Source organism: Candidatus Bathyanammoxibius amoris, assembly GCA_024451685.1.
GTDB classification, from domain to species: domain Bacteria; phylum Planctomycetota; class Brocadiia; order Brocadiales; family Bathyanammoxibiaceae; genus Bathyanammoxibius; species Bathyanammoxibius amoris.
On the sequence record JAMXCW010000003.1, the window covers coordinates 200,783 to 223,880 of the forward strand.

Genomic DNA, 23,098 nt, shown 5'->3' on the forward strand with positions numbered 1-23,098 from the left:
CGTGAAAGAGTTCCTGTGGGCATTTGGATTCCTGACCATAATTCCCCTCGGCGATTATGAAGAGAGGGGAAAGGTGGAGGGGGAAAAGGAGGAGATTCAGCCACAGAGGATGGGTGTCGTGATGACGCTGTTCCCTGTGGTCGGCCTGGTAATCGGGCTCCTTCTGGTAGTGGTCTACGTGCCCCTTGTAATGGTCTTTCCCGGCAGACTGGCCGATGCCCTCATAATCCTGACCTTTATACTGATAACGGGCGGCCTGCACCTTGACGGACTTGCCGACTCCGTTGACGGGCTGTTCGGGGGGTGGGACGCCGGGCAAAGACTTGAGATAATGAAGGATTCCCGAATCGGCACATTCGGTGCGATATCTCTTGTTGCGGTGATTGGCCTTAAATACCTGTCATTCAATGAAATAGGTGGTTACGTCGCTGCGGCCGACAATCTGCTCGAGCCGTACCTGCCGGCATACGGCTCTTGTGCGGAGAAGGCCAGCGTTTTATTATTGATGCCCGTGATGGGCAGGTGGTCCCAGACACTGGCCGCGGGCTTGTACCCGTACGCAAGGAAGGAGCCGGGTACCGCAGGGGCGCTGGTAAGCAACACCCACCTCCGGCACGCCATCGCCGCGTCAACCGTACCCGTTGTTCTTGCAGTCTTTTTGCTGGGTTATGGCAAGGCTGTAATCATAACCGCCGTACTCGTGCTATTAATCGTGATTCTGTCACGGTACGTAAACAGCAGGACGGGCGGCCTGACCGGCGACACGCTCGGCGCAATAAATGAGCTAACCGAGCTTACGTTCCTGCTTTTGTTTTATATAATTTGATTAGACGCAGGGACAGGTCTTTAGACCTGTCCGAGAGCGGACTACATTAATAAGCTATGATATAAAAATGACAAAGCTGACATTAATACTTGGCGGGGTGAGGAGCGGTAAGAGCTCCTACGCCGTGGAGCTGGCGAAAAAGTATAAAAACGTCACGTACGTTGCCACCGCGCGGGTTGAGGACGACGAGATGAAGGAGAGGGTGACGATGCACAAAAAACTCCGCCCGGCCTCATGGAAGACGGTGGAATCGCCTGAGAATCTGAGCCAGACGGTAGAAGGGCTTGATGCAGACCTTATACTGATAGACTGCCTGACGCTTTATGTATCAAACCTGTTGCTGGACGACAACGAAAAAGAAGCGAAAGAAAAATACATTACCGGTGCGATAGAGAAGCTCTGCGGTGTCTCAAAGGATACAGGGGCCGACGTGATAATGGTCTCAAACGAGGTGGGTCTCGGCATCGTCCCCGCGGACCCGCTTAGCCGAAAATTTAGGGACATCGCAGGCAGAGTGAATCAGATAGTTGCCTCCCATGCCGACCGGGTGTATTTTATTGCTGCCGGCATCCCACAGAAGTTGAAGTAGATGCCGTGTAACATACTGCCGGCAATTCTATGCTACGCCCTGGGGTGGCTCTTGTTGTAGACGTTGCGGAGTTTTTCCATGGTAACGTGGGTGTATACCTGGGTGGATGACAGGCTGGCGTGGCCCAGCAGTTCCTGAACGGCGCGGAGGTCGGCGCCCCGGTCAAGCAGGTGCGTGGCGAAGCTGTGCCTCAGTATGTGGGGCGACGGGCTGTGCCTGATATCCGCCAGCTTCATGTATTTATCCAGTATTCGCGATATACTGCGGACGGACAGCCGCTTATTATTCTTGTTCAGAAAGAGGGCGGGCTGGCTGTTGCTGCCTCTTGATGCGATATAGACCTTTAGCGCCTCAAGGGCGTACGAGCCGACGGGCACTATCCTCTCCTTCTTTCCCTTCCCCCGCACCTTGATGAGTTCGCTCATGGTGTCTATGTCGCCGACGTTGAGCCCCACCAGCTCGCTAACCCGTATGCCGGTGCTGTACAGGGTCTCAAGTATCGCCCTGTCCCTCCGGCCCCGCAGGTCGTCTGCCTTAGTGGTATTTAACAGCGCCTCCATCTGCCTGACGGTCAAAAACCGGGGCAGTTTACGCTCCTTCTTCTGGGAGCGCAAAATATGAGCCGGGTTGTGATCAATGACCTTTTCTTTGCAGAGGAATTTATAGAAAGAACGTATGGTGGCGATCTTCCGGGAGAGTGTGACGTTCTTGTAGCCCTTTGACCTCAGCCCGACCACGAACCGCCGGAGCATTACCGGGGTTACATCTTGAGGTCTGGGGGTGCCGTTTGATTCCAGAAACTCAAGGTGCTGGCGGAGGTCTTCCCTGTATGCCTTAAGCGTATGGGAGGAATAATTTACGACGTGTTCAAGACGATGGAGAAACTTTTCGACGAGTTGTTTCAATGGCTATGATTCTCTAAATCATAGCCTCCCTACTCACCTATCCTGAAATAGCACTAGGACAAAATCCTAACAAATACGCGGGTGAATATCAAGCTAAACCCTTATCTTGACAATATTCAACGGCCCTTATAGAATCGAGCATACTTGATTCTAAACATTCTTATGCGAGATATTGTGGTTCTATACCGGGTGCTAAATTGCCTTCTGTCACAACTTCAAGACCTGAGAAGATTTCCACTGTAGAGGTACCGTCCCCCTGCACGCCGGCCGAGGCCTTTAAGAGACTGGCGGGTGACGGGGTGTTTTTCCTCGACAGCGCCCTCCAGATGGGAGAAGACCGGGCCAGGTACTCGTTCCTGGGTTCAAGGCCATTTATGGTACTGAAATCAGAGGGCAACAACATCAGCATCAGAGACCGTAACGGCACCACTGAGAAAAAGGGTAACCCGTTTGAGGAACTTCGCGGGCTCCTTAATAGATTTCGGTATGAGGGTTTTTTTGACATACCCTTTACCGGGGGCGCGGTGGGGTACCTGTCTTACGACCTCTGCCACTTTATTGAACGCCTCCCCTCAACCACCGTGGACGATATGGGATTTCCCGAGATGTACTTCGCGTTTTATGACAGGGTTATCGTCTACGACCACTACCTGAAAAAGTGCCTCCTGGTGGGAAGGAACACGGGTGACGACCTCAGTGATATTGTAAGCGCCACACCGAAAACGGGTCCTGTACCGGCGATGGGCGCACAGTCGTCCGGAAGAGCTGATAAGCCCGTCATCAGGCGTAATTTTACAAAGGAAGCCTACCTTGAAGCGGTAAGGAGGGTAAAAGAATATATTGCGCAGGGTGATATATATCAGGTAAACCTCTCGCAGAGGTTTGAGACGGATTTAACCGTATCGCCGCATGAACTGTACCTGAGGCTGAGGGCGGCAAGCCCGGCACCCTTTTCATCATACATCGAGTTTGAAGACAAGGCAGTGGTAAGTTCCTCGCCGGAACGTTTTCTGCGGCTGAGTTCGGGCCGTGTACAGACCAGACCCATAAAGGGCACACGCCCAAGGGGGCGTGACGCGGCGTCCGACGCGAGTCTGATGGCAGAGCTGATAAACAGCTCAAAGGATAACGCGGAACTTACCATGATAGTAGACCTGGAGCGCAACGATATCGGCCGGGTCTGCAATTACGGCTCGGTCAGGGTTACCGGTAAGAACACGCTTGAAACATACCCCACGGTCTTTCACCTTGCGGCCACCGTGGAGGGAGACCTGCACTCGCGGTATGATGCGGTTGACCTGATAAAGGCCACGTTTCCCGGGGGTTCTATTACAGGTGCGCCCAAGATACGGGCCATGGAGATAATCGACGAGCTTGAGCCTACCCGGCGCAGCGTATACACCGGCGCCATCGGATACATAGGCTTTAACGGGAACATGGACCTCAATATTGCAATAAGGTCGTTTCTGGTCAAAAATGGCAGGGCATGGTTCCAGGCGGGCGGGGGCATAGTCGCCGACTCGGACCCTGAGGCGGAATATCAAGAGACCCTACACAAGGCAAGGGCCCTTATGGAATCCGTCGCCTAGCGGTAAAAAAAGTCTTAGGGTTATGGATAAAGGCAAAGACATCAACACAAAAAAAGCACCCCAGGGACACCCCTCCGACAGCACCACGCCCGTCTACGTGTATGTTAACGGGGATGTGGTGGCCGAGGATGAGGCGGCGGTGTCAATAAGAGACAGGGGTTTCCTCTACGGCGACGCCGTATTCGAGACCCTGCGCTCCTATAACGGAAACCCGTTTCTGTTAAAGGACCATCTGGAGCGTCTTTTGGCCTCGGCAGACGCCCTTGGTATGCAAACGGAACGTACCGTTGAAGAACAACTAGGCCGGGCCGTTAGACGTCTGCTTGACCTGAACAAACTGAAGGACGCCTATATAAGGATAACGTTGACAGGGGGCAGAGGCAGGGACGGAAAGGGGGGACTATTGCCCTCAGGACCCCAGCGGCCCACGGTAATAATAGAGAACCGGGCCTTTAAACCGTATTCCGACGAACTATATACGAAGGGTATGCGGTTCATCATATCCGATTACCGCAGGAGCACCAGCAACCCCATCACATACCATAAGACGGCGAACTTCCTGGTGGCCATAACGGCCAGACAGGAGGCATTAAAAAAGAATGCCGACGACGCCTTGCTGCTGAACACTAACGAAGAGGTCTGTGAGGGTACGGTGTGGAACGTCTTTATGGTGGAGGGTGGCGGGGTAATTACGCCGTCTGTTGAGACGAACCTGCTGCCGGGTATAACCAGAAAGACAGTCATCGAGATCTGCGGCCGGATGGGAATTCCCGCCGGCGAGGAGGCCTTTCCGGCAGAGCGGCTTCTTAAGGCCGATGAGGTCTTTGTGACAAACTCGCTTGCGGAAATAATGCCCGTGGCGGCCATAGACGACTGCCGTATTGGCGGTAAGATACCGGGCAAGCTCACACGGCGCCTCATGGATGCGTACAAGGAACTTACTCTGACGCCGGCATAAAAACGTTCATGGACATTAGTACGGACAGTTTCATTCAAGACAGACGGCAGAAACTACTGGAGAGGGCGGTGGGACGTCCGTACATGTACCTCTCATTGACCCCCGGTAATATCAGCGGCGGAGCGGAGGCCGTAGACTATGCAGCAAGAGATTACCAGCCTTATCAAAATTCTAAAAAGAGACGAACAGAAATTCTCTAATGTTAATAAGATTGCTTTTAATAAATTTCAAAAATGGTGTGCTTACATTGAGAGAATCATTCAAGGTAGCGGAAAGAATCCTAATATTATTTCTATGGCCTTTGTTCAGAAGCTTATAGCCTATATGGGCATTATTGATTCCTTGAAACTGAGCAGTGGATCTTCTCGCAAGAACATCGTACTTTTCTTTGATAAACTTGACGAAAACGAGAAATTTCTGACAATGATGGCTGTTCAGGTAGGTAGAACCGAGACAGGTTCAAATTTACAGGGGCACCCATCAAAGAAGAAGCAGAGGGAAGAAGAAATCGTACATGCCTATTTGACAAATAATTCAAGAGACTTAGAGAAGTTCTTTAGAAAAATTATTCTAAGCGATGTCAGTTTGTATGGTTTACGATCTGTCTTGGTGCATGAAGGTGGTTTTGTAATCTCAATGGTTGATAGTGCTGGTTCAATATTGGCTTCTTATTCACCAAATATGGCATTAAAGATTGACGAAAACATAATGTCTTTGGATGAAATGTTTCTAAGGGGATTCTGTAGAATTGTTGATATAAACACACCACCCTTAAAATCTAGGGCTAAAACATTTCTACAAAGAAGCCGCTATGCTGCAAAGACACCAGAATATTTACAACTATTTGAATCAAAATTCAGTTAGATTTTTTTGCAAGCTTCACACAATTGATATCATTCTGAGGCAGTGAAACGACCAAAGAATCTCCGAAATATTAGATTCTTCGCTGCCCCTTCGCTACACTCAGGGCTTCGGCTCAGAATGGCAAGTATCTAACACCGCAGGGCTAAAGCCCTGCGGCACCCTAACCTGTAGCTGCCTGATTTATCAGGCTATTAATATACGCCCCATAAATGGGGCAGCTACAGATTAAATAACGAAAATGGCACGTCTGGACGCACCGTACTCCTGACACAGGAATAAAAAAGGCCTCGCCCATGCGGGCGAGGCCCAAACACAAAATCGATTGGAATTTCTTGTTGTATTAATACGGATAAGGGGTTTTTGACTCCCTTCCCCATAGCGCAAGCTTGGCGTCTATCGTGGCCTTGAGCCACTTGGTCAGGTTCACGTGGGGCAGGTAAGGACGGCCATAACGGAAGTTGAGTCCCTTCATCACGTCGGCGACCATGTCCTCGATACCGCCCGGCGCCATCAGACACGGCACCACCAGGACGTCACTGTGACGGCTCTTATCCTCCACCAATTTCCTCAGGTTTTCATTAGCCTGTTTCATCACTTCCGGCGAGGCGCCGAACATTATGGTACCGACGGTGGCGTCCTTGAAATCGCCCCTCTCCCTTATGTAGCTGGCAAGGGCATACATACTCTTGAGCCAGAGGGTCTCTGCCTCCTTGGTAGTAGGCCCGTGGGCCACAAGGATTATCGTCTCGTTGGAAGGGTTCAGGCTTATCTCCATGGTCCTGTCGTACACCACCTCGGCGATGAGAGGGTCATGCTCGGTGGCGTGGGCCATGTGGATGTCGGCCTTTATGTCCAGAGGTTTTATCTCTGCCTGCCTTTCCGGAGGGACGGGTGCAATGCCCAGATAATACTCCAGTTTCCTCACGACAGGGCTGTGGGTGGATATGTACAGGGGAATAATCAGGATCTTGTCGTTATGCCTGACCTGGAGCTTGTTGATGGCGTCCTGCAGTTTTTCCGGTTCAAGGCCGAGCACCAGCTCTACGTCATATTGCTGTTTTATCGGTTCAACAGCGTCTATAACGTGCTGGTCCCACTCGGAGACCGGTTCACCCGGGGGGTCAACGCCTCTGGCAAGTATCAAGATACCCAGCTTTTTAGCCGGGACGCCGCCCGCGATAGTGGGGCTGAGTATAAATAATACTGATAGAACGCATACGGATACCAGGAATTTTGTCATCTATACCCTCCTCTGTGAGCGGTATATAGCTTCGGTAAGATTGGCGTACACTTATACCACAAGAGTAAGGGGGAATCAAGGATGTATTTGTATAGATTAGTCTTACTGGCAGGCCGGTTAGAAAATCGTGCGTCGCGTCGCGGCTTGCGTTACTCCCACTCGATGGTGCCGGGGGGTTTGGAGGTGACGTCGTAGACGACCCGGTTTACGCCCCTGACCTCATTGACTATCCTTGAAGATATCCGGCCCAGGAGTTCGTAGGGCAGATGAACCCAGTCGGCGGTCATAAAGTCGGTGGTCTCAACGGCCCTTATGGCGATGGCACTCTCGTACGTCCTCTCGTCGCCCATAACTCCTACAGTACCGAGCGGCAGCAGGACGGCGAAGGCCTGAGCGATTTTTTTGTATAACCCGGCCTTCCGTATCTCTTCCAACAGTATCACGTCGGCCGCGCGGAGTGTCTCAATACGCTCCTCGGTCACCGGGCCAAGTATTCGTATGGCGAGACCGGGGCCGGGGAAGGGGTGACGCCAGATGAGTTCGTCGGGCAGACCCAGCTCCTCACCCATCTTCCGGACCTCGTCTTTAAAGAGTTCCCTTAACGGTTCGACCAGGTCAAGGTCCAGGTCTTCCGGCAGGCCACCCACGTTGTGATGGCTCTTTATAGGGGCGGTGGGGCCTCCGTGGGCCGCCACGCTCTCTATGACGTCGGGATACAGCGTACCCTGCGCCAGAAACCGGGCGCCCTTAATCTTCTTCGCTTCATCCTCAAAGACGCGGATAAACTCGTGCCCGATTATCTTACGCTTCTTCTCAGGGTCGGCTACGCCAGCAAGCTTCTTGAGAAATCGCTTCCGGGCGTCTATGACGTGGAGGTCTGTTTTGAAGTGCCCGGTGAAGGTCTCCCTTATGGCGTCGGCCTCACCCGCCCGAAGCAGTCCCGTGTCTACAAATATGCAGGAGAGCCTGTCGCCGATGGCCTTATATAGCAAACTGGCCACCACGGCGGAGTCAACCCCGCCTGAAAGGCCGCATATCACCCTATTTTCTTCGTTACCCACCTGGTTCCGTATGTCCTCCACGGATTTTTTGATATAGGAGCTGATTTGCCAGTCTCCCTTGCAACCGCAGGCCTCGTAGAGGAAGTTGCGTATGAGCTGTGAGCCGCATGGTGTGTGACTGACCTCGGGGTGGAACTGGACGCCGTAGAATTTTTTGTCTCGGTGTTTGACCACCGCGCAGGGGCAGGTGTTGGTCTGCGCCAGTGAGATGAATTCGTCCGGGAGGCTGTTTATCTGGTCGCCGTGGCTCATCCACACGGTCTGAGAGTTACCCAGGGTTTTTAGCAGGAGCGAGGAACTATTGGTGATATTGAGTTGTGTCCGGCCGTATTCCCGGCTTTCGGCGGCCTTTATCTCGGCGCCCAGGAGCTGGCAGCCTATGTGCATCCCGTAGCAGATGCCAAGGACGGGAATCCCCATATAGAGCACGTCTTTATGGCAGACCGGGGCTTTTTCCCCGTAGGAGCTGGCTGGGCCCCCGCTCAGGATGATACCGCGTGGTTTCAGGCTGCGTATTTCATTCGGTGATACGTTATAGGGAACGATTCTGGAATATACGTTATTTTCCCTGACACGGCGGGCGATAAGCTGGGCGTATTGCGAGCCGAAGTCGAGGATGAGAACCAATTCTTTCTCGGCTGCGTTTTTCATATTAAGTAAAAATATTATAACCTATTTTTTGGGGGGCGACAAGCTTCGGCTGGTATCTGTGGGGAAGCCAGATGACAGTTTTTGCCGCAGATTGACACAACAAGGCCAAAACCCTGTGGCGTCCGGGCTAGGGTGTGGCTGCCCCATTTATGGGGCAAAAATATATGGCTTGATAAATCAGGCAGCTACTAATGAAGCAAACTTCGTTGTCCGCCACTGGTTTTCATGCATTTGCGAGTGCATGAAGACCTTCACGGCCGTCGATCCGTTCAACGATGTAAAACTGTGTTGTCCGCAGAAGGCCGGGTTTTGTTTTGTCAGATTTCAGACCCGGCAAAGCTCGTGTGCACAATGTTTCTTACACAGTCCATAGGTATAACCCAGGCTAACCCGGAATTTTCTTTAAGCGCCGCCCTGGGTTTGTGTGTCTTCGAGCCGGCTGGCACATCTTCGTGTGGTATGTAGGAGCTGACGACCCCTATTAAATAGGCTTTATTCACCGCTTTCGTTCCGCTAATACTGTACAAGCTGGGTTTCAAGACTACCGGACCACCGCTGTTACCGGCGGACATATAAGAATCTATTAAAAACGAGGATTCTTTATCAAGTATCTCGTCGTCCAGGCGTGCAATGATTCCGGAACGGACTATGGCATAGTGTTTTTCCTCCCCGGCAAGGCCTGCTGGAAACCCTATGGCGAAGACTTCATCCGCCTGGGTGATGGCCAGGTTATGTATGTCCTCTTTAAATGCGATGGCTTCTTCCAGAAAGGAAAACCGTTCAATATAGTCCCTCACTGGATCGGCTATAGGGACCGGGGCAACGGCTATATCCACCCTTGTGTCCCGGTGTTCATGCCAGTTTTTCTTGCCTTTTTTATCAACCAGATCTATCTGTAGTTTTTCGCCGTCCTGTTTTGTAGTACGGAATCTCAACATAACCCGTTTTCTCTTCTCAAATACGTGGCGGTTGGTGACCAGGAAAACTTTGTAGGGGTCCTCACGTTGCCACAGACCGTGTCCGAGATGAAAACTGACCATAAAACCGGTCGCTATGTATTTGGAATCCTTGGCGGTTCCCTCTTCGATGGACACCACCGCGTCCAGATACTCGTGCGGTAATAATGTCATCGAGCCCTCCTTTACTATTAGATAACGGTTACTGACATGGTAAAAGTGTGTTAACACACAATATAACAAACGGCAGGGCAGTGTGTGCCCTGCCGTCCCGTTCCTGCGAATAACCGTAAACTTGTAAAGACGTACCTGTGAAAAATATTTAGGCGCTTTTACGGAGTTTTTTGGAGGAGAGCAGCGGGAGTTTGCCGGTGACCACTTCGGGAGTGACTATGTAGGTGTCAGTACTCCTTTGTGAGGGCAGGTGGTACATCGCGTCCACCATGAACCCTTCGAAGATGGACCGCAGGGCCCGTGCCCCGGTGCGCTGTTCTAGCGCCTTTACGGCAATCTCTTTCAGTGCCTTGTGGGTAAACTCCAGCGAGGCGTTCTCGTGTTGAAATATCTTTTTGTACTGTTTTACCAGTGCGTTGCGGGGTTTGGTCATTATCTCGATGAGCTCCTGTTCTCCCAGCGGCGTAAGCGGCGCTATCACGTGGAGCCTGCCGACAAACTCAGGGATGAGCCCGTATTCCATCAGGTCCTCTGCCGTTGTCTGGCCCGCAAGCTCTCCGGGAGATTCCGACCCTTTAGGCTCAACGTCAAACCCGATTGCCTTGTTGCCCAGCCGCTTGCTGATAATGTGTTCTATACCGCTGAACGTACCGCCGCAGATGAACAGTATGTTTGTGGTGTCTACGACTATGTACTGTTGCTCCGGGTGTTTCCTGCCGCCCTGGGGAGGAACGTTGGCCAGGGTGCCCTCGATGAGCTTCAGCAGCGCCTGCTGCACGCCCTCGCCGGAGACGTCCCTGGTAATAGAGGCGTGCGGCCCGCGTTTTGAAATCTTGTCTATTTCGTCGATGTAGATGATTCCCTTTTCCGCGTGTTTGACGTTAAAGTCGGCGTTCTGGAGGAGCTTCAGTATCACGTTCTCGACGTCCTCTCCCACGTAGCCTGCCTCGGTGAGCGTGGTGGCGTCGGTGATGGCAAACGGCACGTTGAGGAATTTCGCCAGCACCCGGGCCAGAAGCGTCTTTCCGCAGCCGGTGGGACCCACCAGCAGATTGTTGCTCTTCTCCATCTCGATGTCCTCGCAGTCACCGGTGACTATCCTCTTATAGTGGTTGTAAACGGCGACCGCCAGCACCTTCTTGGCCTTCTCCTGGCCGACCACGTACTCATCGAGATGCGCCTTGATGGCGGTGGGCGCGGGTATGTTTTCTATCAGTTTGGGCCATTTCTTTTCGTCCTCCCCGGCCTTTAACAATTTCTCGCAGGCGTGAATACAGTCGTCGCATATGTAGGTGTCGGGATTTCCCTGTATGAGCCGGTTGACGTCCTGATAATCCCTGTTGCAGAAGGAGCAGCACTTCTTGTCTTTGTCTTCTTTTCCGGTCTCTTTCACCATCAATTGTTCTCCGGCCGGGTGTGTGTTTTTTAACGTACGATTACTGAGAAAATGGTGGCGGGGGCTGGTTCCTGCTCTGGCCCCTGAAGTGATTGGGGCAGCATTCTTAATACGTTTTCCAAGTCGGTAATGTTCACCGGGTAAGGATAGGTTCCAAGCCAGAGCCATTCCCCGGCAAGCCGTACGGCATAGTCCGGCCTCTTCCTGGAGCCCGTAATGTTTATCACCCTGGTGGACTTCTTCTCTATAGGAATGTACACACGCACCAGCTTGCCCCCCCTCACTACCGTCATCTGTACCGTCCTGCCCACAGGAGAGGTGGCAATGTCCCTTTCGACGAACGAGGGGTCTGTAATCATCGTCCCTTCGTATGAGACGACGACGTCTCCTGACCTGAGCCCGGCCCTTTCAGCGGCGCTGTTCTCGGCCACCTCGTCGATAAGGATGCCGTTCTCCCGAATGGTTTTTTGCGCGGATACCATGGCGGCTTCATCTCCGGTGGCACAGCCCGCGCATAGTGAAACCGCCAGGAAAAATCCAATGATATGTCTCATTCTATCGGCCAAGACACTCCTCCGGGAAGATATTATATATCAATTAGTGGAAAAACCAAACACGTTTCCGCGTCAGGAGCAACAGGCCAGAAGGTTCTTCCAAAAATAATAGATTGCCCACAGGATTAGTGCCAGAAAGGCCAGCTTGAGAAACCACGGTGTCCCTCCCTCGCTATTTTGATCGGGAGAAATCTTTATGTCATCTTCCATCGTATGTCCCCAGAAAAGACATCGCATGGGTGCACTGTCACCCATAGCAGATGTCCCAGCGTCCAGAGTTGTCCGGGCACGGAGCCCCGGCCCTATATCTTCTAACAATCTGTCGACAGATATCAGTCTTCCATTATCGTGTATTTTACGTCCTCCATGTCCTTTGGGTCCAGATGACCGCTTCTGCGGGCTATAATGAGGGCGGTCAGGGCGCCCGTAAAGAACAGCCCGCCCACAAAGAGGGTTATCCAGTTGGAGTAGAGTACAGTATCCTGTACGTTGTCCAGGATTCAGGTACAGGGAAGAGCTCTACCAAGTGTCGCGTAAAGCCTTTGTTTCATTAAAGGCGTCCTTTCGCCGGTTCACTTCAGGGATTGTATGTAAGCTATAAGGGCGTCCACCTCCGCAGGGGACAGGTACGAGAAGGAAGGCATTATGGAGCCGGGCACCTTCCCGGGCATATCTTCCTCTTCAGGGGTTAACGGTCTTGGGTTTTTGAAGTGGTTCCTGTGCCACTCGTCCTCAAACTCGCCGCCTGCGTGAGAAAGGTCGGGACCCGTACGCTCGGTCCCAAGTACCTGCGGGTAGTCGTTGACATAGTCGCCCGGCTGTGAGACCTCTCCCAGCCCCGCGTCCGTTTGTATCGGCCTTACCTGCTGTGTGTGGCAGTACCAGCACCCCTCCCTGACGTATATACTCCTGCCCACGAGCTGCTTCTCCGTGTAGGGCTCGCCCTTGGGGGTGGGAGGGATTTTCTCCATAGAGGGAAGCACCACGGTAGATACGAAGGCTATTATTATCAGGAGCAACACCCCGGGCACCAGGATGCCGAGGGTTACATTCTTTTTGTAATATATACCGCCTAGGCAGATGATTGTGCTGGCCAGTATAAGTAGTAAGAGGACCGTGTACATTATTGCTCTGTCTCCCCTCTGCCGGCTCTCCCGGCTTCTCCGCCTGCCTTATAGGGAGTCGTACAGACCGTCCTCAGGACGTTAAACACAAAGGTCATGATGCCGGCTACCATGATTAAGGCCCCTGCCAGTATGGCCACATAGAAGGGGTGCAGGCTCCTTACCACGTCCACAAACTCTATGGCCGGCACGAATTTGACGGTGTCGGTCATGAAGTCTATTTCCTCAATCTGCGCCGCCCACATGGCTCCCTGGAGAATCCCGGCGGTGTGGAGTACGCCGAGGAAGACGATAAGGCCCGTTGCAAGCAGGCCAAAATGCCAGTTTGCCAGCCTGCGGCTCATCTGGACACCCGTTATTCTGGGCAAGGCGTAATATATGCCGGCCATGCTTATGAACGAAAAGGTGGCCAGGAAGGCAAGGTGGGAGTGTCCGACCGTCCAGTAGGTGAAGTGGAAATACGCGTTGGTGGTTCTGGGGGCGTTTATCAATGCGCCCTGGGTACAGGTAAGCAGATACGCCAGCCCGCCGAACAAAAGAAACCGTAGCGGGATGGCCGCGTAGGAGTTGTCGAACATAAGGTGCCACTTGCCGTGCGCCGTCTTGAAGAGGTTGTACACCACGGCAAATACGGGGATGACCATAAGGACGCTAAATGTGATGGCAACGCTTTCCAGCCAGTCCGGCCCGGGGCCGTAGATAAGGTGGTGCTGTCCGTTCCAGACGTAAAAAAACGCCAGTGTCCAGAAGCCTATCATGGAGAGCCTGTGACTATAGAGCGGGTTCTTCGTCAGGACGGGCAGGAAGTAATAAAATATACCGAGGCCCAGTGTGCTGAACCACATGCCGATGACGTTGTGCCCATACCACCAGTTCAGCATAGCGTCGTTGATTCCCGGGACGGCACCTCGGCCTCCCAGTCCGGTCCAGTCCATCATAAAATTATTGCCGACCAGAAATATAATCGGCGCCCAGACCAGTGTGCCGAGGAAGTACCAGAGGCTTACGTACATGGCCTTTTCCTTCCTCACGGCAACTGTCTGAAAGACGTTGTAGATGAGCAGGATAAGGCAAAGCAAAAAGCCGAGGTCGAGAGGCAGCACGAGCTCCGCGTATTCCCTGCCCTGCGTGTAGCCCAGTGGCAGGGTTACTGCGGACGCGAGAATGACGATGTTCCAGAGCAGGCAGGTCAAGTTGGCCAGTCTCTCGCTCCAGAGTCTAACACCGGTAAGCTTCGGAAGGATATAGAGCATGAGACCGATGTTTGACATCGAGAGCCAGCCGAAGAGTGCGCCGTTGACGTGAAAGGGTCTGAGGCGTCCGAAGGAAAGCCATGACACACCACTTAAGAAATCGGGCCAGACGAATTTCAGCGCCAGTACCAGGGCCACGGAGACCACAACGCCAAGCCACACAACCGATGAGAGCATGAAGCTCCTGGCGGCGGAGTTCTCCGCGTCGCTCAAAAACCCCCGGAGACCCAGGCCCCCGGCGGGCCTTTCTTCTGCTGCGCTTGTCTTGCCCATAATGGTTTCCAGGATGGAAGTCTTTATTTACTGCCGTATTGTTTCTGAAACCTGTCTATCAGGCTCTGAAGGTGCCTTTCCCAGGCGTCAGGGTCGGAAAGCTTCCTCACCTTCGAGTCGTAAACAAGGAATTTGAAGATCTGTTTTGCCTGCTCTTTATTCATTGCCGCACCGGGTTTCCGCATCATCTTATTAACGTACGTATTCCACTCCTCCGGTGTCGCGTATGGTGCGTTAAGGGGCCGCGCCAGGGTGTGACAGTTGCCGCACTTCTTATCAAAAACCTTGTAATAGGACTGGATGTCCGGCGGATATTTGGATACGTCTACGGTGCCGGAGCCAAGGTCCCAGGCCATGGGACGTTTTGCCTGACTCCTTTCCCGCTCAGCGGCCGAGTTGGGGCCGGAACCTTCAGGGTATGCGTCCCTGCATAAATGATTGTGCGTCAGGATGATTAGAGACAAGATGACGAAAACACTGAATTTCTTCATAATCGAATTAAGCTCCCAGTAACTTTCAACGTCCCCGGAAGGGGCGGTCCAGCGGCGGGGAAATTGCCTGCACAGGAAACAGTTGTACAGGCTGCGGCATCGCCGGCGGAAATCCCCAAGATATGATAGTGGCAAATATTAACAAACGCCACAATTTAAGTCAAAATATTTACACCCTCTCCCAGTGCCTGGCCCCCCGGCCGGGTGCTTTTCTTGTCTTCGACCTGGGGTCACATATCGCGGGTGGATTCCCTCAAAAATATGCAATATTTGGCATGACCATTGCGATTATCTATAGTAGGAGGGCAGAAGGCAAGGCTAATACGCGACCCCCGCTGTCCGTCCCTTCATTGAGAAGGACAGTGGTATGGAGTATAATATGTTAGAGGGATTTATGCCTCAGATGTGTATGAAAGGGTTATGCCATGCAGTTCATATTAGCAGCCGTAATAGCGCTTAACGTAGGGGTTTATGAGCTCCCACCCGTCTATTACACAAGCGGTGTAGAGGGTGCAAAACAGGCGGCCAGGGATGTGGAGGAATACCTTGCCACGGTGAGAGAGGTTGTGGAAGATGCCTATGTGGGAGGGCAGGTTTCTACTGACGTGTGGGAAGAGTACGATTTCCTGGATAAAAGCGCCAGCCACTATCAACACCTCTTTGTGATGTCTGTGCTGTTTTATGAGGAGGCCCCGGTAGAAGACCCTTATGGGCAGCTTGTGACAAAGTCTTCATACGAGATGATAGTGAGGCTTACCTTGCTGCAAAGGCTGTTGATGACAGAGGGAATAGAGATTCCCGAGCCGTTTGAAGGGTTATTTGTTAAAGCCGGAGGACAGTGGGGGGGGTAATCGATGCTTAGCCGGTTTATGACGGTGATTATGGTAATAACGCCTCTTGTAGTCAGTACTTACGTAGCGACAGGGAGTCAGCTGGAAGACGTCAAAGAAACGGCCCTTGAGATCGAAGAGTATCTCGATAAAGTGCAGACAGAGGCCGAAGAAGCCCTTGCGAAGGGGGAGATTTGCAGGGAGGCATGGAAGCAGTTTTGCACCATAAGCTGGCATGGAAGGGAACTCCTGCGCGTCATGACGATGGCCGCCTTATTGTACGAAGAGGCGCCGAGTGAGAAGCACGGGGTGCTTATCGCTCAATCAGCCATGTCGATGATGTACGTCTTAATCATGCTGGAGAATTTCTGTGATACTGCAGGGATAGAGATAGAGCCTCCTGATATATACAAAGCCACTGCTATGCGCGAAGCTGAACGACTTACCCTCAGGACCTGACCCGCCACAACTCTTAAGAGTTCTAAGTAGTGTTATCCTAGGAAGATAGAAAATATTTTAATAATTTATTTGACCGGAAGGGATTTTGTGGTAAAGTGTTGAGTAAATATTCACTCACGCTATTGGCATGTGTGACAATCTGACATGCACCAGTATATAGCGTTTTAAATAATATAGAGTAATGATTAAGTTTTCCCCCGGGACCCACGAGGCACACCCTTTAATTAGGGTACTTCTTTCGACCCGGCGCAGGCTTTTTTGTGTATAGGTGAGAAGCCGCTCACAAGAAAGCAGATGTCATTGGCATGAACTAGACCTTGGCAGCAAGGTTGTCTTCGCCCCGTTCATGCCATAATAGAAAGAGGCGCCTCGTCGGGTCCATTATTATTTGCGTTATTAGACGATGCCTACGTTGCAGGAGATATACGCAAGTCCGCAGCGGCCATGCTCACAGCATTATCCCCCAGTAATCTGTTCACTTAATTGTCTAAGTGGTTTCCTCTGCATCATCACGCTGGAATCAGATGCGACAAATGAAAGTGATCTGGCGGCGATAGAGCGATACTCTACATCACATTTTTGCGTGGACTTCTACCGCACTGCGGGTATAGTGTCTCCAGTTTAGGACGTAGAAAGTCCGCGTTTCGCTTAGGAGGCTGACCGTGAGTCCAGAGAGTGTGTCTCTTGATAAAGGCAGTAGTGAGAAGGTGTTTGACACAAAGAAGCCTGTAATCATAGAAGCCGCGATACATCTTTTCTCTGAGAAGGGTATAAAGGCCACTACTGTAAAAGATATTGCCAGAAAGGCGGATGTTGCGGAGGGAACGTTGTACCGCCACTGGAAAGGCAAGAATGAGCTGGCGCAGGAGATATTCTATGAGAACATGAAGCGGTTCAAGGAGGAACTCGAGGAGGGGCTCGACGGGGTGGTGGGTACGAAAAATAAGTTGAGGAAGGCCATAGTCGGCATTTATGTCTTTGCCGGTAAGGACCCGTTACTGTACAAGTTCCTTATACTTTCGTCTCACTACGAACTAAGGGGGATGTTGTCACGCACGCCCAAACCTCTCGAGGTTATCATTGAGATTGTGAGGGAGGGTGTCGTATCGGGTGATTTGAAGCCGATAGAACTTCCCCTCGCAGGCGCGATAATCGTAGGGACGATAACAAAGCTCTCGGACTTTAAGCGTATGGGTGTTCTTGAGAAGGATCTGGACGCCTACATAGACCCGGTGACGGAAATTCTCTGGAACGCGTTAAAGGCGGGGTAATGTGGGCCGAAAACCCCGGCTGGCTTTAATGAGTGTGTTCGACGGGGCACATGAATGACAGCTTAAGTCAAACCCGGTCCCCGTCACAAAACTAGCCCTTCTTTACCCAGACCTTGGTATTTAACCAGTTACTTGCTCCCACCGTTCTTCCCGTGGAATCCACGAACTGTATGCGGTATAGCCCGTGCTTGCTCCCGCTCCTTCGTTTTATTCCCTGCCATTTGCTCCACATTCTGTCTGCACGGCTCAATCTTTCCTTGTAGGATAATTTGTTCCATTTCTCGTTAGTGGTTACAACGACCTTGTTGCTATTGCCTTCGTCGGCGGAGATGCTGGAGACAAATGGCATCATTCCAATGCCTCCCATTGCCTTATAAAAGGCGTCGATGTCGGTCTTTTTCCGGGGTGGTTGTACGGACTTCTCGGCCTCGGCCGGTCTGACTTCTTCCTTCTCAGGGGTCTTTGTGGCGAAGATTGCCTTTGACCTGTCAAGTAAACTACCGCGATCCGCCATACTTGCGGCAAGTGTGGCCAGATGCGCCTCCTTCTGTTTTTGAAGGTACTCTTCGGCGGTCTTTTCATCGGCCTTTTTGAGAAGGGCTTCTATGGCCGGATAGGCGGCCGGTTCCTGCGTTGAAAGGAGGTCCTCCCCCAGTTGAACCTCCCGTTCTTTTTGTGCCTTCTTTACAATGATGAGTGCCCACCTGAGGTAATAGGCGGCCATCTCGAAATCCTCCTGTTCATAGTTGATGAGCCCGGCGTTCAGGTTTGCGATTGGATCAAACTGGTTAAGCTCAAGCGCCTTCATCGTGGTCTCAAGGGCCTTTGTGTAATCACCGGCCTCGATGTAGATTTGGGCCAGGTCGTCGTAATCCTTTGCGGAATCAAGTCCGGCAAGCCTGAAGTCCTCGCTCTTGAACGGACGTTCCATTTTCTGCAGGGCCGCATGATACAGCTGAATAGTCGCAGGGTCAACGGCGGCGCGCGCAGGGGACGGCAACAGGAAGAGGGAGGTGATAATTAAGGGGTAAAGGCTTTTCATGCTGAAAGTATACAATTCATGGGGCCTCGCGTGTTAGTGGGCGAATGCCCTAACTGGCATAAAGGGAATAGATTGTTTACGTCATAGCTACTTTAGACCTGGATTTAACCCCGTTGTAGACACCTGAGTCGGACAGTATTTTCAGGTCGTCTATCACACTCTTAAAGACCATGCGCCAGTCTATATTAACCCTGTAGGCGAACATGGCGTTCTTTGAGTTATTGGTCTCACGCAGGGTCTTATCAAAGCGTTTCCTGAGCGCCTCCCTGGAGTAGAGGTTTTCGTAGACGTACTCCATGCCCTCGATGAAATCCTCCAGCGGCATGTCCTTCAGCCCGAACACCAGGTGGTTTGAGTTGTAGTAGTACCAGTCCCGGGGGTAGTTGTTGCGGAAGATTCGGCCCTCTTTGGTCATGCGGTCGAAACTGGCGGTCATGGGCATGGGCGTATAGATTCCGAACGTAAGGACGTCCATCCCCACCTCCAGGGCAAAATCAGTCATGCGTTTAAAATTATCCTTCTTGTCGCCGTCCGTACCGAAGATTACCGAACCCCAGCAGATGATTCCATGGCGGTGGAGGTTCTCGATGCCCTTTATATAACTCTCTACCCCCATGCGGATGTTCACGCGCTTGTTCATGCTCTTCAGCACCTCTTCGTCGAGGGATTCTATGCCGATGAGAATCCCCAGGCAGCCGCTTGAGGCCATGTACTTCAGACACTCCTCATCGGAGGTCGTGTTGAGGGCGGTAAAGCCGAACCAGTCCTTGATGATATTCCTCTCGGTCATTCCCTTGAACAGCGAGCGTGCCCGCTCGTTTGAGACCTTACTGTGCCCGTAAAAATTATCTTCGGCAAACATGAGGCCCTTATAGTCGGTTGCGGCCATCTCTGCGAGCACGTCTTCCACTGGCCGCTCCCTGTATTTCCTGCCCTGGAATATGGGTACGGCGCAGAAGTCGCAGCTGTTGGGACACCCGCGCGTGGTTATTATGGAAGAGTATCTGTAGCCGTATTTCTTCTTCAGCAGTTCTCTGTCGGGATGGACGCCCTTGAGTTTGTTTAAGGGGGTGAGACCGCCGAGATATTGTTTCTTGAGCTGTCCCTTCTCCACGTCACGGACCAACTCTGCCCATACGCCCTCCGCTTCGCCCACCACGGCGGCGTCAGCGTTAGCGGCCACCTCATCGGGGATGGTAGAGGCGTGGGGTCCGCCGATAACGGCAGGTATATTGTGTTTCTTGCATGCGCGGGCTATCTGGTATGCCCTGGGGGCCTGATAAGACACCGCTGTTATGCCGACCAGCTTGACGTCGGACGTGTCGAAGGTGAAGTCCCCTGTATCTCCGTCGATAGCGACTTCAATACACTCGTCTATTACTTCCACCTCCCAGTCCTTCGGCGTAAGTGCCGCGAGATAACCCAGATTCAGGGGCATCTGCACCAGCACGGAGATATTCTCCTCGCCAAAATGGTCCTGAGGATGCGGGTTTATAAGGACAAGCTTTTTCATGTTTCCCCTACTGTAGGTATTTAGTCTTTAGAATAAATACATCGGTGATTTTCTAAATTATATTATCTGGACGGGGCGCTTTCAAGGGAATTTATTGCCCTTTAGTGTACGGTTTTTAGGAGGTGTTTTCATTTCTAGAGAGCTCTGATAAAGTTGCTACAGGGCCTTATGTCATTCTGAGCGAAGCGAAGAATCTCAAAATACTAGATTCTTCGGTCGTTTCACTTCCTCAGAATGACAATTCTGGGGAGTTTTGCAGAGGCCTCTTCTATGGTGGACAACGAGGTTTACCTCGTTGAACTACATAACCAACGACCATAAAGGTCGTTGCCTACCTTTCTACCCCCTCCCCTCAAGGGAGGGGGTAGGGGGAGGGTGTCCCCTTGTTTAAGGTCTACTTGCAAAACAGGGGATTGAGTTCATGGCGGAAATAGTTTAAAATCGCAGTGTAGCAGAGACCGTGTAAAAGAACGAGGAGGTGCATAAAGCCGATGGCATTGATTACCAAGGACATGATTATTAACGACGTGACTAGGAAGTATCCCAAGACGCTCAAGGTGTTTGTCCAGTACAAGGTAGATTCCTGCTGCGGCGGGGCTTGTTCCATAGAGACAACCGCCACGTCCGACGGCGTGGACGTGGACAAACTTGTGGAAGAGCTGAACAAGATAGTTGCCGAAGTGGCCTAGGATGCTGCCACCACTACCGTCCAGAGTGTTGTCCTGATTAACGAATCTGACACCGTGCCGCATTAATTGTCTGGGGCATGGTCTTGTGTAAGCTATACTCAGCTTTGTAAAAGTTTTATATCCGTTCTTTCCGGGGGCCGTGTCTTCTCTATACCTTCGCTCAGGGACATTATATGCTCGCCAAGGTCTATAGCGCCGCCGTCTATGGCATAGAGGCTTATGTGCTGGAGATAGAGGTGTGCGTGAGCCGGGGGACGCTTCCGTATACCGTAATAGTCGGCCTCCCGGACCAGGCGGTCAAGGAGAGCCGTGACCGCGTAAGGGCCGCGCTCACCAACAGCAGCTACCGTTTCCCGTTTGACCACGTTACCATCAACCTCGCCCCCGCCAGCCGGAAAAAAGAAGGCCCCGCGTTTGAACTCCCCATTGCAATCGGCGTCCTTGTGGCCAGCAAACAGATTGAGGCGCCCAAATTAAAGGACTACCTGATAGTGGGAGAACTATCACTGGACGGTCGGGTGAGGGCCATAAACGGGTGCCTGTCTATGGCTATGCAGGCGAAAGAAGAGGGCTACAGGGGCATAGTCATCCCCGGCGCAAACGCACAGGAGGCCGCCGTGGTGGAGGGGCTGGACGCTATTCCGGTGACTTCTCTCACCGACACGGTAGGGTTCCTGAGCGGTCAGTTAGACATAAACCCCGTAAAAGTCAGCCTGGAAGAGATGTTCGAGAAGTCCGCGTGTTACGACGTGGACTTCTCAGACGTCAAGGGACAGGAGCATGCCAAGAGGGCGATCCTGGTGGCGGCGGCGGGCGGGCACAACGTTCTTATGATAGGACCGCCGGGCGGCGGCAAGACCATGTTGGCCCAGAGGCTGCCGACCATACTCCCGAGGCTCCTGCCCCAGGAATCGCTGGAGACCACCAGGGTCTACAGCGTCTCCGGCCTGATAGGCCACGGCCACTCGCTGGTGGCCACACGGCCCTTTCGCACGCCTCACCATACGATAAGCGAGGCGGGGATGGTCGGCGGGGGCACGTTCCCAAGGCCCGGCGAGTTGAGCCTCTCGAACCATGGTGTGCTTTTTCTGGACGAGCTTCCGGAGTTTGACCGCAATACGCTTGAGGCCTTGAGACAGCCCCTTGAGGCCGGGCGGATAACAATAGCCAGGGCCGCAAACACGGTGACATATCCGGCCAACGTCATGCTTGTAGGGGCCATGAACCCCTGCGGTTTCGTTGCCCATCTGTCATGATTTTAGAGGAAGGGGGAAGGTAGGTGAGGTTGATTGTTATATCTTCTTTTCCAATAACGAGTTGCTCAGTAATATTTTCCACGATTTTCCGTTTTTCTTCCTCTCCAAGTTGGGGCCAACGGGTATATAGGTCTTTGGCTTCACTGAGGATTTCATCACTGGATAGGTATTGAATCTTAAGAAAATCTATTTCTGCCTGTAGTTCAGGAATCTGGTCTTCTATTTGTTTTAATCTCTTTTCCAATGGTTTATATTCTTTCCCAAAGCCATCAGGGGTAATCTTGTCATCTAGATAGAGTTTCATAATCCTATTCATGTCCTGTTCAACCCTTTTTCTTTCCTGGATGATAGACTTTAAAAGTTCTTCTTTTTCTTTGATTGCTTTATCTGCCTTATCTAAATAACCTGCAATTTCAGAGGGCGAGAAAAGGAAGGTCTTGAGTTGCTCATGGAGAATTTCTTCTAGGTCATTGACCCCGATTTTATTACGACATTTATAGCATATATACTTTGGCGAGTTAGAAGGGACATACATCTTGTGTCCGCAGGTGCAAAAGGCAAAGCCGGTGAAAAGGTGGACGGCCTTACGCGTTGGTCTTTTATTCTTTTTGTCTTGCTCTTCTAGGATATGGCTACACTGGTCCCAGATTTCCTCAGAGACAATTGCCTCTACTTTTGTAAATATCCATTCAGTTCTTGGCTTTTCAGTCCATTTTTCGTTCCTGCCAAGACTCCTGGTGTAATTGGCCCGATGGAGTCCTTTGGCCGTAGCGTCCCGTAAGAGCCTATCTATGGTTGTATCAGAGAATTTTGAGCCTTTTCTGGTGCGGTGTCCCCCTTCATTGAGGAGTCTGGCCACTGTTTTTTTTCTCTTATGCTCTAGGAATAGTTCATATATTAGCTTCCTTACTGGGACTTCATTGGGATTAGGAACTAATTTCCTGTGTTTCCATTGATAACCAAAAGAGGCTTGACCCCCTAGGGGTTTACCTAATTTTGCCCTGATAGGGACAGAGGCGGCCACCCGTTCGGCTATTTCTTCTCTTTCCCATTGGGCCATGGCCGCAATTACGGTGTAAAAGAGTCGTCCGGCAGGAGTTGAGGTATCAATGGATTCTTGAAGAGAGATTAGGT

General features: G+C 51.9%; 22 protein-coding genes and 1 pseudogene. 10 read left to right on the forward strand and 13 right to left on the reverse strand.

Annotation, left to right across the window (positions count from 1 at the left end):
- The first annotated feature begins 1 nt into the window (after position 1).
- On the forward strand, positions 2–826 hold the full coding sequence (locus NOU37_03405) for an adenosylcobinamide-GDP ribazoletransferase (protein MCQ4574283.1): 825 nt from the start codon (positions 2–4) through the stop codon (positions 824–826).
- 67 nt (positions 827–893) lie between these two features.
- Entirely contained in the window at positions 894–1,415 is a 522-nt protein-coding gene (gene cobU, locus NOU37_03410) for a bifunctional adenosylcobinamide kinase/adenosylcobinamide-phosphate guanylyltransferase (GenBank protein MCQ4574284.1), read from the forward strand.
- Positions 1,416–1,447: 32 nt separating this feature from the next.
- Here cobU and xerC read toward each other — a convergent pair whose 3' ends face one another.
- Entirely contained in the window at positions 1,448–2,320 is an 873-nt protein-coding gene (gene xerC, locus NOU37_03415; GenBank protein ID MCQ4574285.1) for a tyrosine recombinase XerC, read from the reverse strand.
- Positions 2,321–2,517: 197 nt separating this feature from the next.
- Here xerC and pabB point away from each other — a divergent pair, with 197 nt between their 5' ends.
- The 3 genes from pabB to NOU37_03430 all read left to right on the forward strand — a co-directional run bounded on the left by pabB (position 2,518) and on the right by NOU37_03430 (position 5,731).
- The gene (gene pabB, locus NOU37_03420; protein ID MCQ4574286.1) at positions 2,518–3,909 is read left to right on the forward strand and encodes an aminodeoxychorismate synthase component I; all 1,392 of its coding nucleotides are present in this window, start codon (positions 2,518–2,520) and stop codon (positions 3,907–3,909) included.
- Between the two features lie 22 nt (positions 3,910–3,931).
- The gene (locus NOU37_03425; protein MCQ4574287.1) at positions 3,932–4,867 is read left to right on the forward strand and encodes an aminotransferase class IV; all 936 of its coding nucleotides are present in this window, start codon (positions 3,932–3,934) and stop codon (positions 4,865–4,867) included.
- 138 nt (positions 4,868–5,005) lie between these two features.
- Positions 5,006–5,731, forward strand: a complete 726-nt coding sequence (locus NOU37_03430) for a hypothetical protein (GenBank protein ID MCQ4574288.1) — start codon at positions 5,006–5,008, stop codon at positions 5,729–5,731.
- Positions 5,732–6,071: 340 nt separating this feature from the next.
- On the opposite strand, the gene NOU37_03435 is transcribed toward NOU37_03430, so the two are convergent.
- From NOU37_03435 to NOU37_03470, 8 genes are all read right to left on the reverse strand, one after another.
- Positions 6,072–6,971: a hypothetical protein gene (locus NOU37_03435; protein MCQ4574289.1), complete on the reverse strand. Its 900-nt coding sequence runs from the start codon at positions 6,969–6,971 to the stop codon at positions 6,072–6,074.
- 149 nt (positions 6,972–7,120) lie between these two features.
- The gene (guaA, locus tag NOU37_03440; protein MCQ4574290.1) at positions 7,121–8,683 is read right to left on the reverse strand and encodes a glutamine-hydrolyzing GMP synthase; all 1,563 of its coding nucleotides are present in this window, start codon (positions 8,681–8,683) and stop codon (positions 7,121–7,123) included.
- A 317-nt stretch (positions 8,684–9,000) separates the two neighbouring features.
- The gene (locus NOU37_03445) at positions 9,001–9,813 is read right to left on the reverse strand and encodes a serine protease (protein MCQ4574291.1); all 813 of its coding nucleotides are present in this window, start codon (positions 9,811–9,813) and stop codon (positions 9,001–9,003) included.
- A gap of 148 nt (positions 9,814–9,961) precedes the next feature.
- Positions 9,962–11,209 carry an ATP-dependent Clp protease ATP-binding subunit ClpX gene (clpX, locus tag NOU37_03450; GenBank protein MCQ4574292.1) on the reverse strand — a complete coding sequence of 416 codons (1,248 nt, stop codon included), beginning with the start codon at positions 11,207–11,209 and terminating at the stop codon, positions 9,962–9,964.
- A gap of 29 nt (positions 11,210–11,238) precedes the next feature.
- Positions 11,239–11,775 (reverse strand): PDZ domain-containing protein, encoded by a 537-nt coding sequence (locus tag NOU37_03455; GenBank protein ID MCQ4574293.1) that lies wholly within the window; start codon positions 11,773–11,775, stop codon positions 11,239–11,241.
- 560 nt (positions 11,776–12,335) lie between these two features.
- Entirely contained in the window at positions 12,336–12,887 is a 552-nt protein-coding gene (locus tag NOU37_03460; protein MCQ4574294.1) for a cbb3-type cytochrome c oxidase subunit II, read from the reverse strand.
- Positions 12,887–14,413 carry a cbb3-type cytochrome c oxidase subunit I gene (locus NOU37_03465; GenBank protein MCQ4574295.1) on the reverse strand — a complete coding sequence of 509 codons (1,527 nt, stop codon included), beginning with the start codon at positions 14,411–14,413 and terminating at the stop codon, positions 12,887–12,889. The genes NOU37_03460 and NOU37_03465 overlap by 1 nt, the downstream gene beginning before the upstream one ends.
- 23 nt (positions 14,414–14,436) lie before the next feature.
- Entirely contained in the window at positions 14,437–14,904 is a 468-nt protein-coding gene (locus NOU37_03470) for a hypothetical protein (GenBank protein MCQ4574296.1), read from the reverse strand.
- Positions 14,905–15,329: 425 nt separating this feature from the next.
- On the opposite strand from NOU37_03470, the gene NOU37_03475 reads away from it, so the two are divergent.
- The 3 genes from NOU37_03475 (at position 15,330) to NOU37_03485 (ending at position 17,464) form a co-directional block, all read left to right on the forward strand.
- Positions 15,330–15,755 (forward strand): hypothetical protein, encoded by a 426-nt coding sequence (locus NOU37_03475; GenBank protein MCQ4574297.1) that lies wholly within the window; start codon positions 15,330–15,332, stop codon positions 15,753–15,755.
- Between the two features lie 3 nt (positions 15,756–15,758).
- Complete coding sequence (locus NOU37_03480; GenBank protein ID MCQ4574298.1) at positions 15,759–16,193, forward strand: hypothetical protein; 435 nt, start codon at positions 15,759–15,761, stop codon at positions 16,191–16,193.
- Positions 16,194–16,855: 662 nt separating this feature from the next.
- The gene (locus tag NOU37_03485) at positions 16,856–17,464 is read left to right on the forward strand and encodes a TetR/AcrR family transcriptional regulator (protein ID MCQ4574299.1); all 609 of its coding nucleotides are present in this window, start codon (positions 16,856–16,858) and stop codon (positions 17,462–17,464) included.
- 91 nt (positions 17,465–17,555) lie between these two features.
- Here the strand turns inward: NOU37_03485 and NOU37_03490 are convergent, their stop codons facing one another.
- Both NOU37_03490 and NOU37_03495 read right to left on the reverse strand, forming a co-directional pair.
- Positions 17,556–18,506: a tetratricopeptide repeat protein gene (locus NOU37_03490; protein ID MCQ4574300.1), complete on the reverse strand. Its 951-nt coding sequence runs from the start codon at positions 18,504–18,506 to the stop codon at positions 17,556–17,558.
- Between the two features lie 76 nt (positions 18,507–18,582).
- Positions 18,583–20,019 carry a radical SAM protein gene (locus NOU37_03495; protein MCQ4574301.1) on the reverse strand — a complete coding sequence of 479 codons (1,437 nt, stop codon included), beginning with the start codon at positions 20,017–20,019 and terminating at the stop codon, positions 18,583–18,585.
- A gap of 491 nt (positions 20,020–20,510) precedes the next feature.
- On the opposite strand from NOU37_03495, the gene NOU37_03500 reads away from it, so the two are divergent.
- Both NOU37_03500 and NOU37_03505 read left to right on the forward strand, forming a co-directional pair.
- On the forward strand, positions 20,511–20,708 hold the full coding sequence (locus NOU37_03500; protein ID MCQ4574302.1) for a DUF542 domain-containing protein: 198 nt from the start codon (positions 20,511–20,513) through the stop codon (positions 20,706–20,708).
- A gap of 173 nt (positions 20,709–20,881) precedes the next feature.
- The gene (locus NOU37_03505; GenBank protein MCQ4574303.1) at positions 20,882–21,964 is read left to right on the forward strand and encodes a YifB family Mg chelatase-like AAA ATPase; all 1,083 of its coding nucleotides are present in this window, start codon (positions 20,882–20,884) and stop codon (positions 21,962–21,964) included.
- Here NOU37_03505 and NOU37_03510 read toward each other — a convergent pair.
- On the reverse strand, positions 21,912–22,988 hold the full coding sequence (locus NOU37_03510) for a recombinase family protein (protein MCQ4574304.1): 1,077 nt from the start codon (positions 22,986–22,988) through the stop codon (positions 21,912–21,914). The two genes, NOU37_03505 and NOU37_03510, sit on opposite strands and share 53 nt — an antisense overlap.
- Positions 22,989–23,098, reverse strand: a pseudogene (locus NOU37_03515) (recombinase family protein).

What these genes read in the sequence shown, in the direction of transcription:
- cobU (MCQ4574284.1), top strand. Translation starts at nt 894, where the DNA reads ATGACAAAGCTGACATTAATACTTGGCGGGGTGAGGAGCGGTAAGAGC.
- NOU37_03425 (MCQ4574287.1), top strand. Translation starts at nt 3,932, where the DNA reads ATGGATAAAGGCAAAGACATCAACACAAAAAAAGCACCCCAGGGACAC.
- NOU37_03430 (MCQ4574288.1), top strand. Translation starts at nt 5,006, where the DNA reads ATGCAGCAAGAGATTACCAGCCTTATCAAAATTCTAAAAAGAGACGAA.
- NOU37_03435 (MCQ4574289.1), bottom strand. Translation starts at nt 6,971, where the DNA reads ATGACAAAATTCCTGGTATCCGTATGCGTTCTATCAGTATTATTTATA.
- guaA (MCQ4574290.1), bottom strand. Translation starts at nt 8,683, where the DNA reads ATGAAAAACGCAGCCGAGAAAGAATTGGTTCTCATCCTCGACTTCGGC.
- NOU37_03445 (MCQ4574291.1), bottom strand. Translation starts at nt 9,813, where the DNA reads ATGACATTATTACCGCACGAGTATCTGGACGCGGTGGTGTCCATCGAA.
- clpX (MCQ4574292.1), bottom strand. Translation starts at nt 11,209, where the DNA reads ATGGTGAAAGAGACCGGAAAAGAAGACAAAGACAAGAAGTGCTGCTCC.
- NOU37_03460 (MCQ4574294.1), bottom strand. Translation starts at nt 12,887, where the DNA reads ATGTACACGGTCCTCTTACTACTTATACTGGCCAGCACAATCATCTGC.
- NOU37_03465 (MCQ4574295.1), bottom strand. Translation starts at nt 14,413, where the DNA reads ATGGGCAAGACAAGCGCAGCAGAAGAAAGGCCCGCCGGGGGCCTGGGT.
- NOU37_03470 (MCQ4574296.1), bottom strand. Translation starts at nt 14,904, where the DNA reads ATGAAGAAATTCAGTGTTTTCGTCATCTTGTCTCTAATCATCCTGACG.
- NOU37_03475 (MCQ4574297.1), top strand. Translation starts at nt 15,330, where the DNA reads ATGCAGTTCATATTAGCAGCCGTAATAGCGCTTAACGTAGGGGTTTAT.
- NOU37_03480 (MCQ4574298.1), top strand. Translation starts at nt 15,759, where the DNA reads ATGCTTAGCCGGTTTATGACGGTGATTATGGTAATAACGCCTCTTGTA.
- NOU37_03490 (MCQ4574300.1), bottom strand. Translation starts at nt 18,506, where the DNA reads ATGAAAAGCCTTTACCCCTTAATTATCACCTCCCTCTTCCTGTTGCCG.
- NOU37_03495 (MCQ4574301.1), bottom strand. Translation starts at nt 20,019, where the DNA reads ATGAAAAAGCTTGTCCTTATAAACCCGCATCCTCAGGACCATTTTGGC.
- NOU37_03500 (MCQ4574302.1), top strand. Translation starts at nt 20,511, where the DNA reads ATGGCATTGATTACCAAGGACATGATTATTAACGACGTGACTAGGAAG.
- NOU37_03505 (MCQ4574303.1), top strand. Translation starts at nt 20,882, where the DNA reads ATGCTCGCCAAGGTCTATAGCGCCGCCGTCTATGGCATAGAGGCTTAT.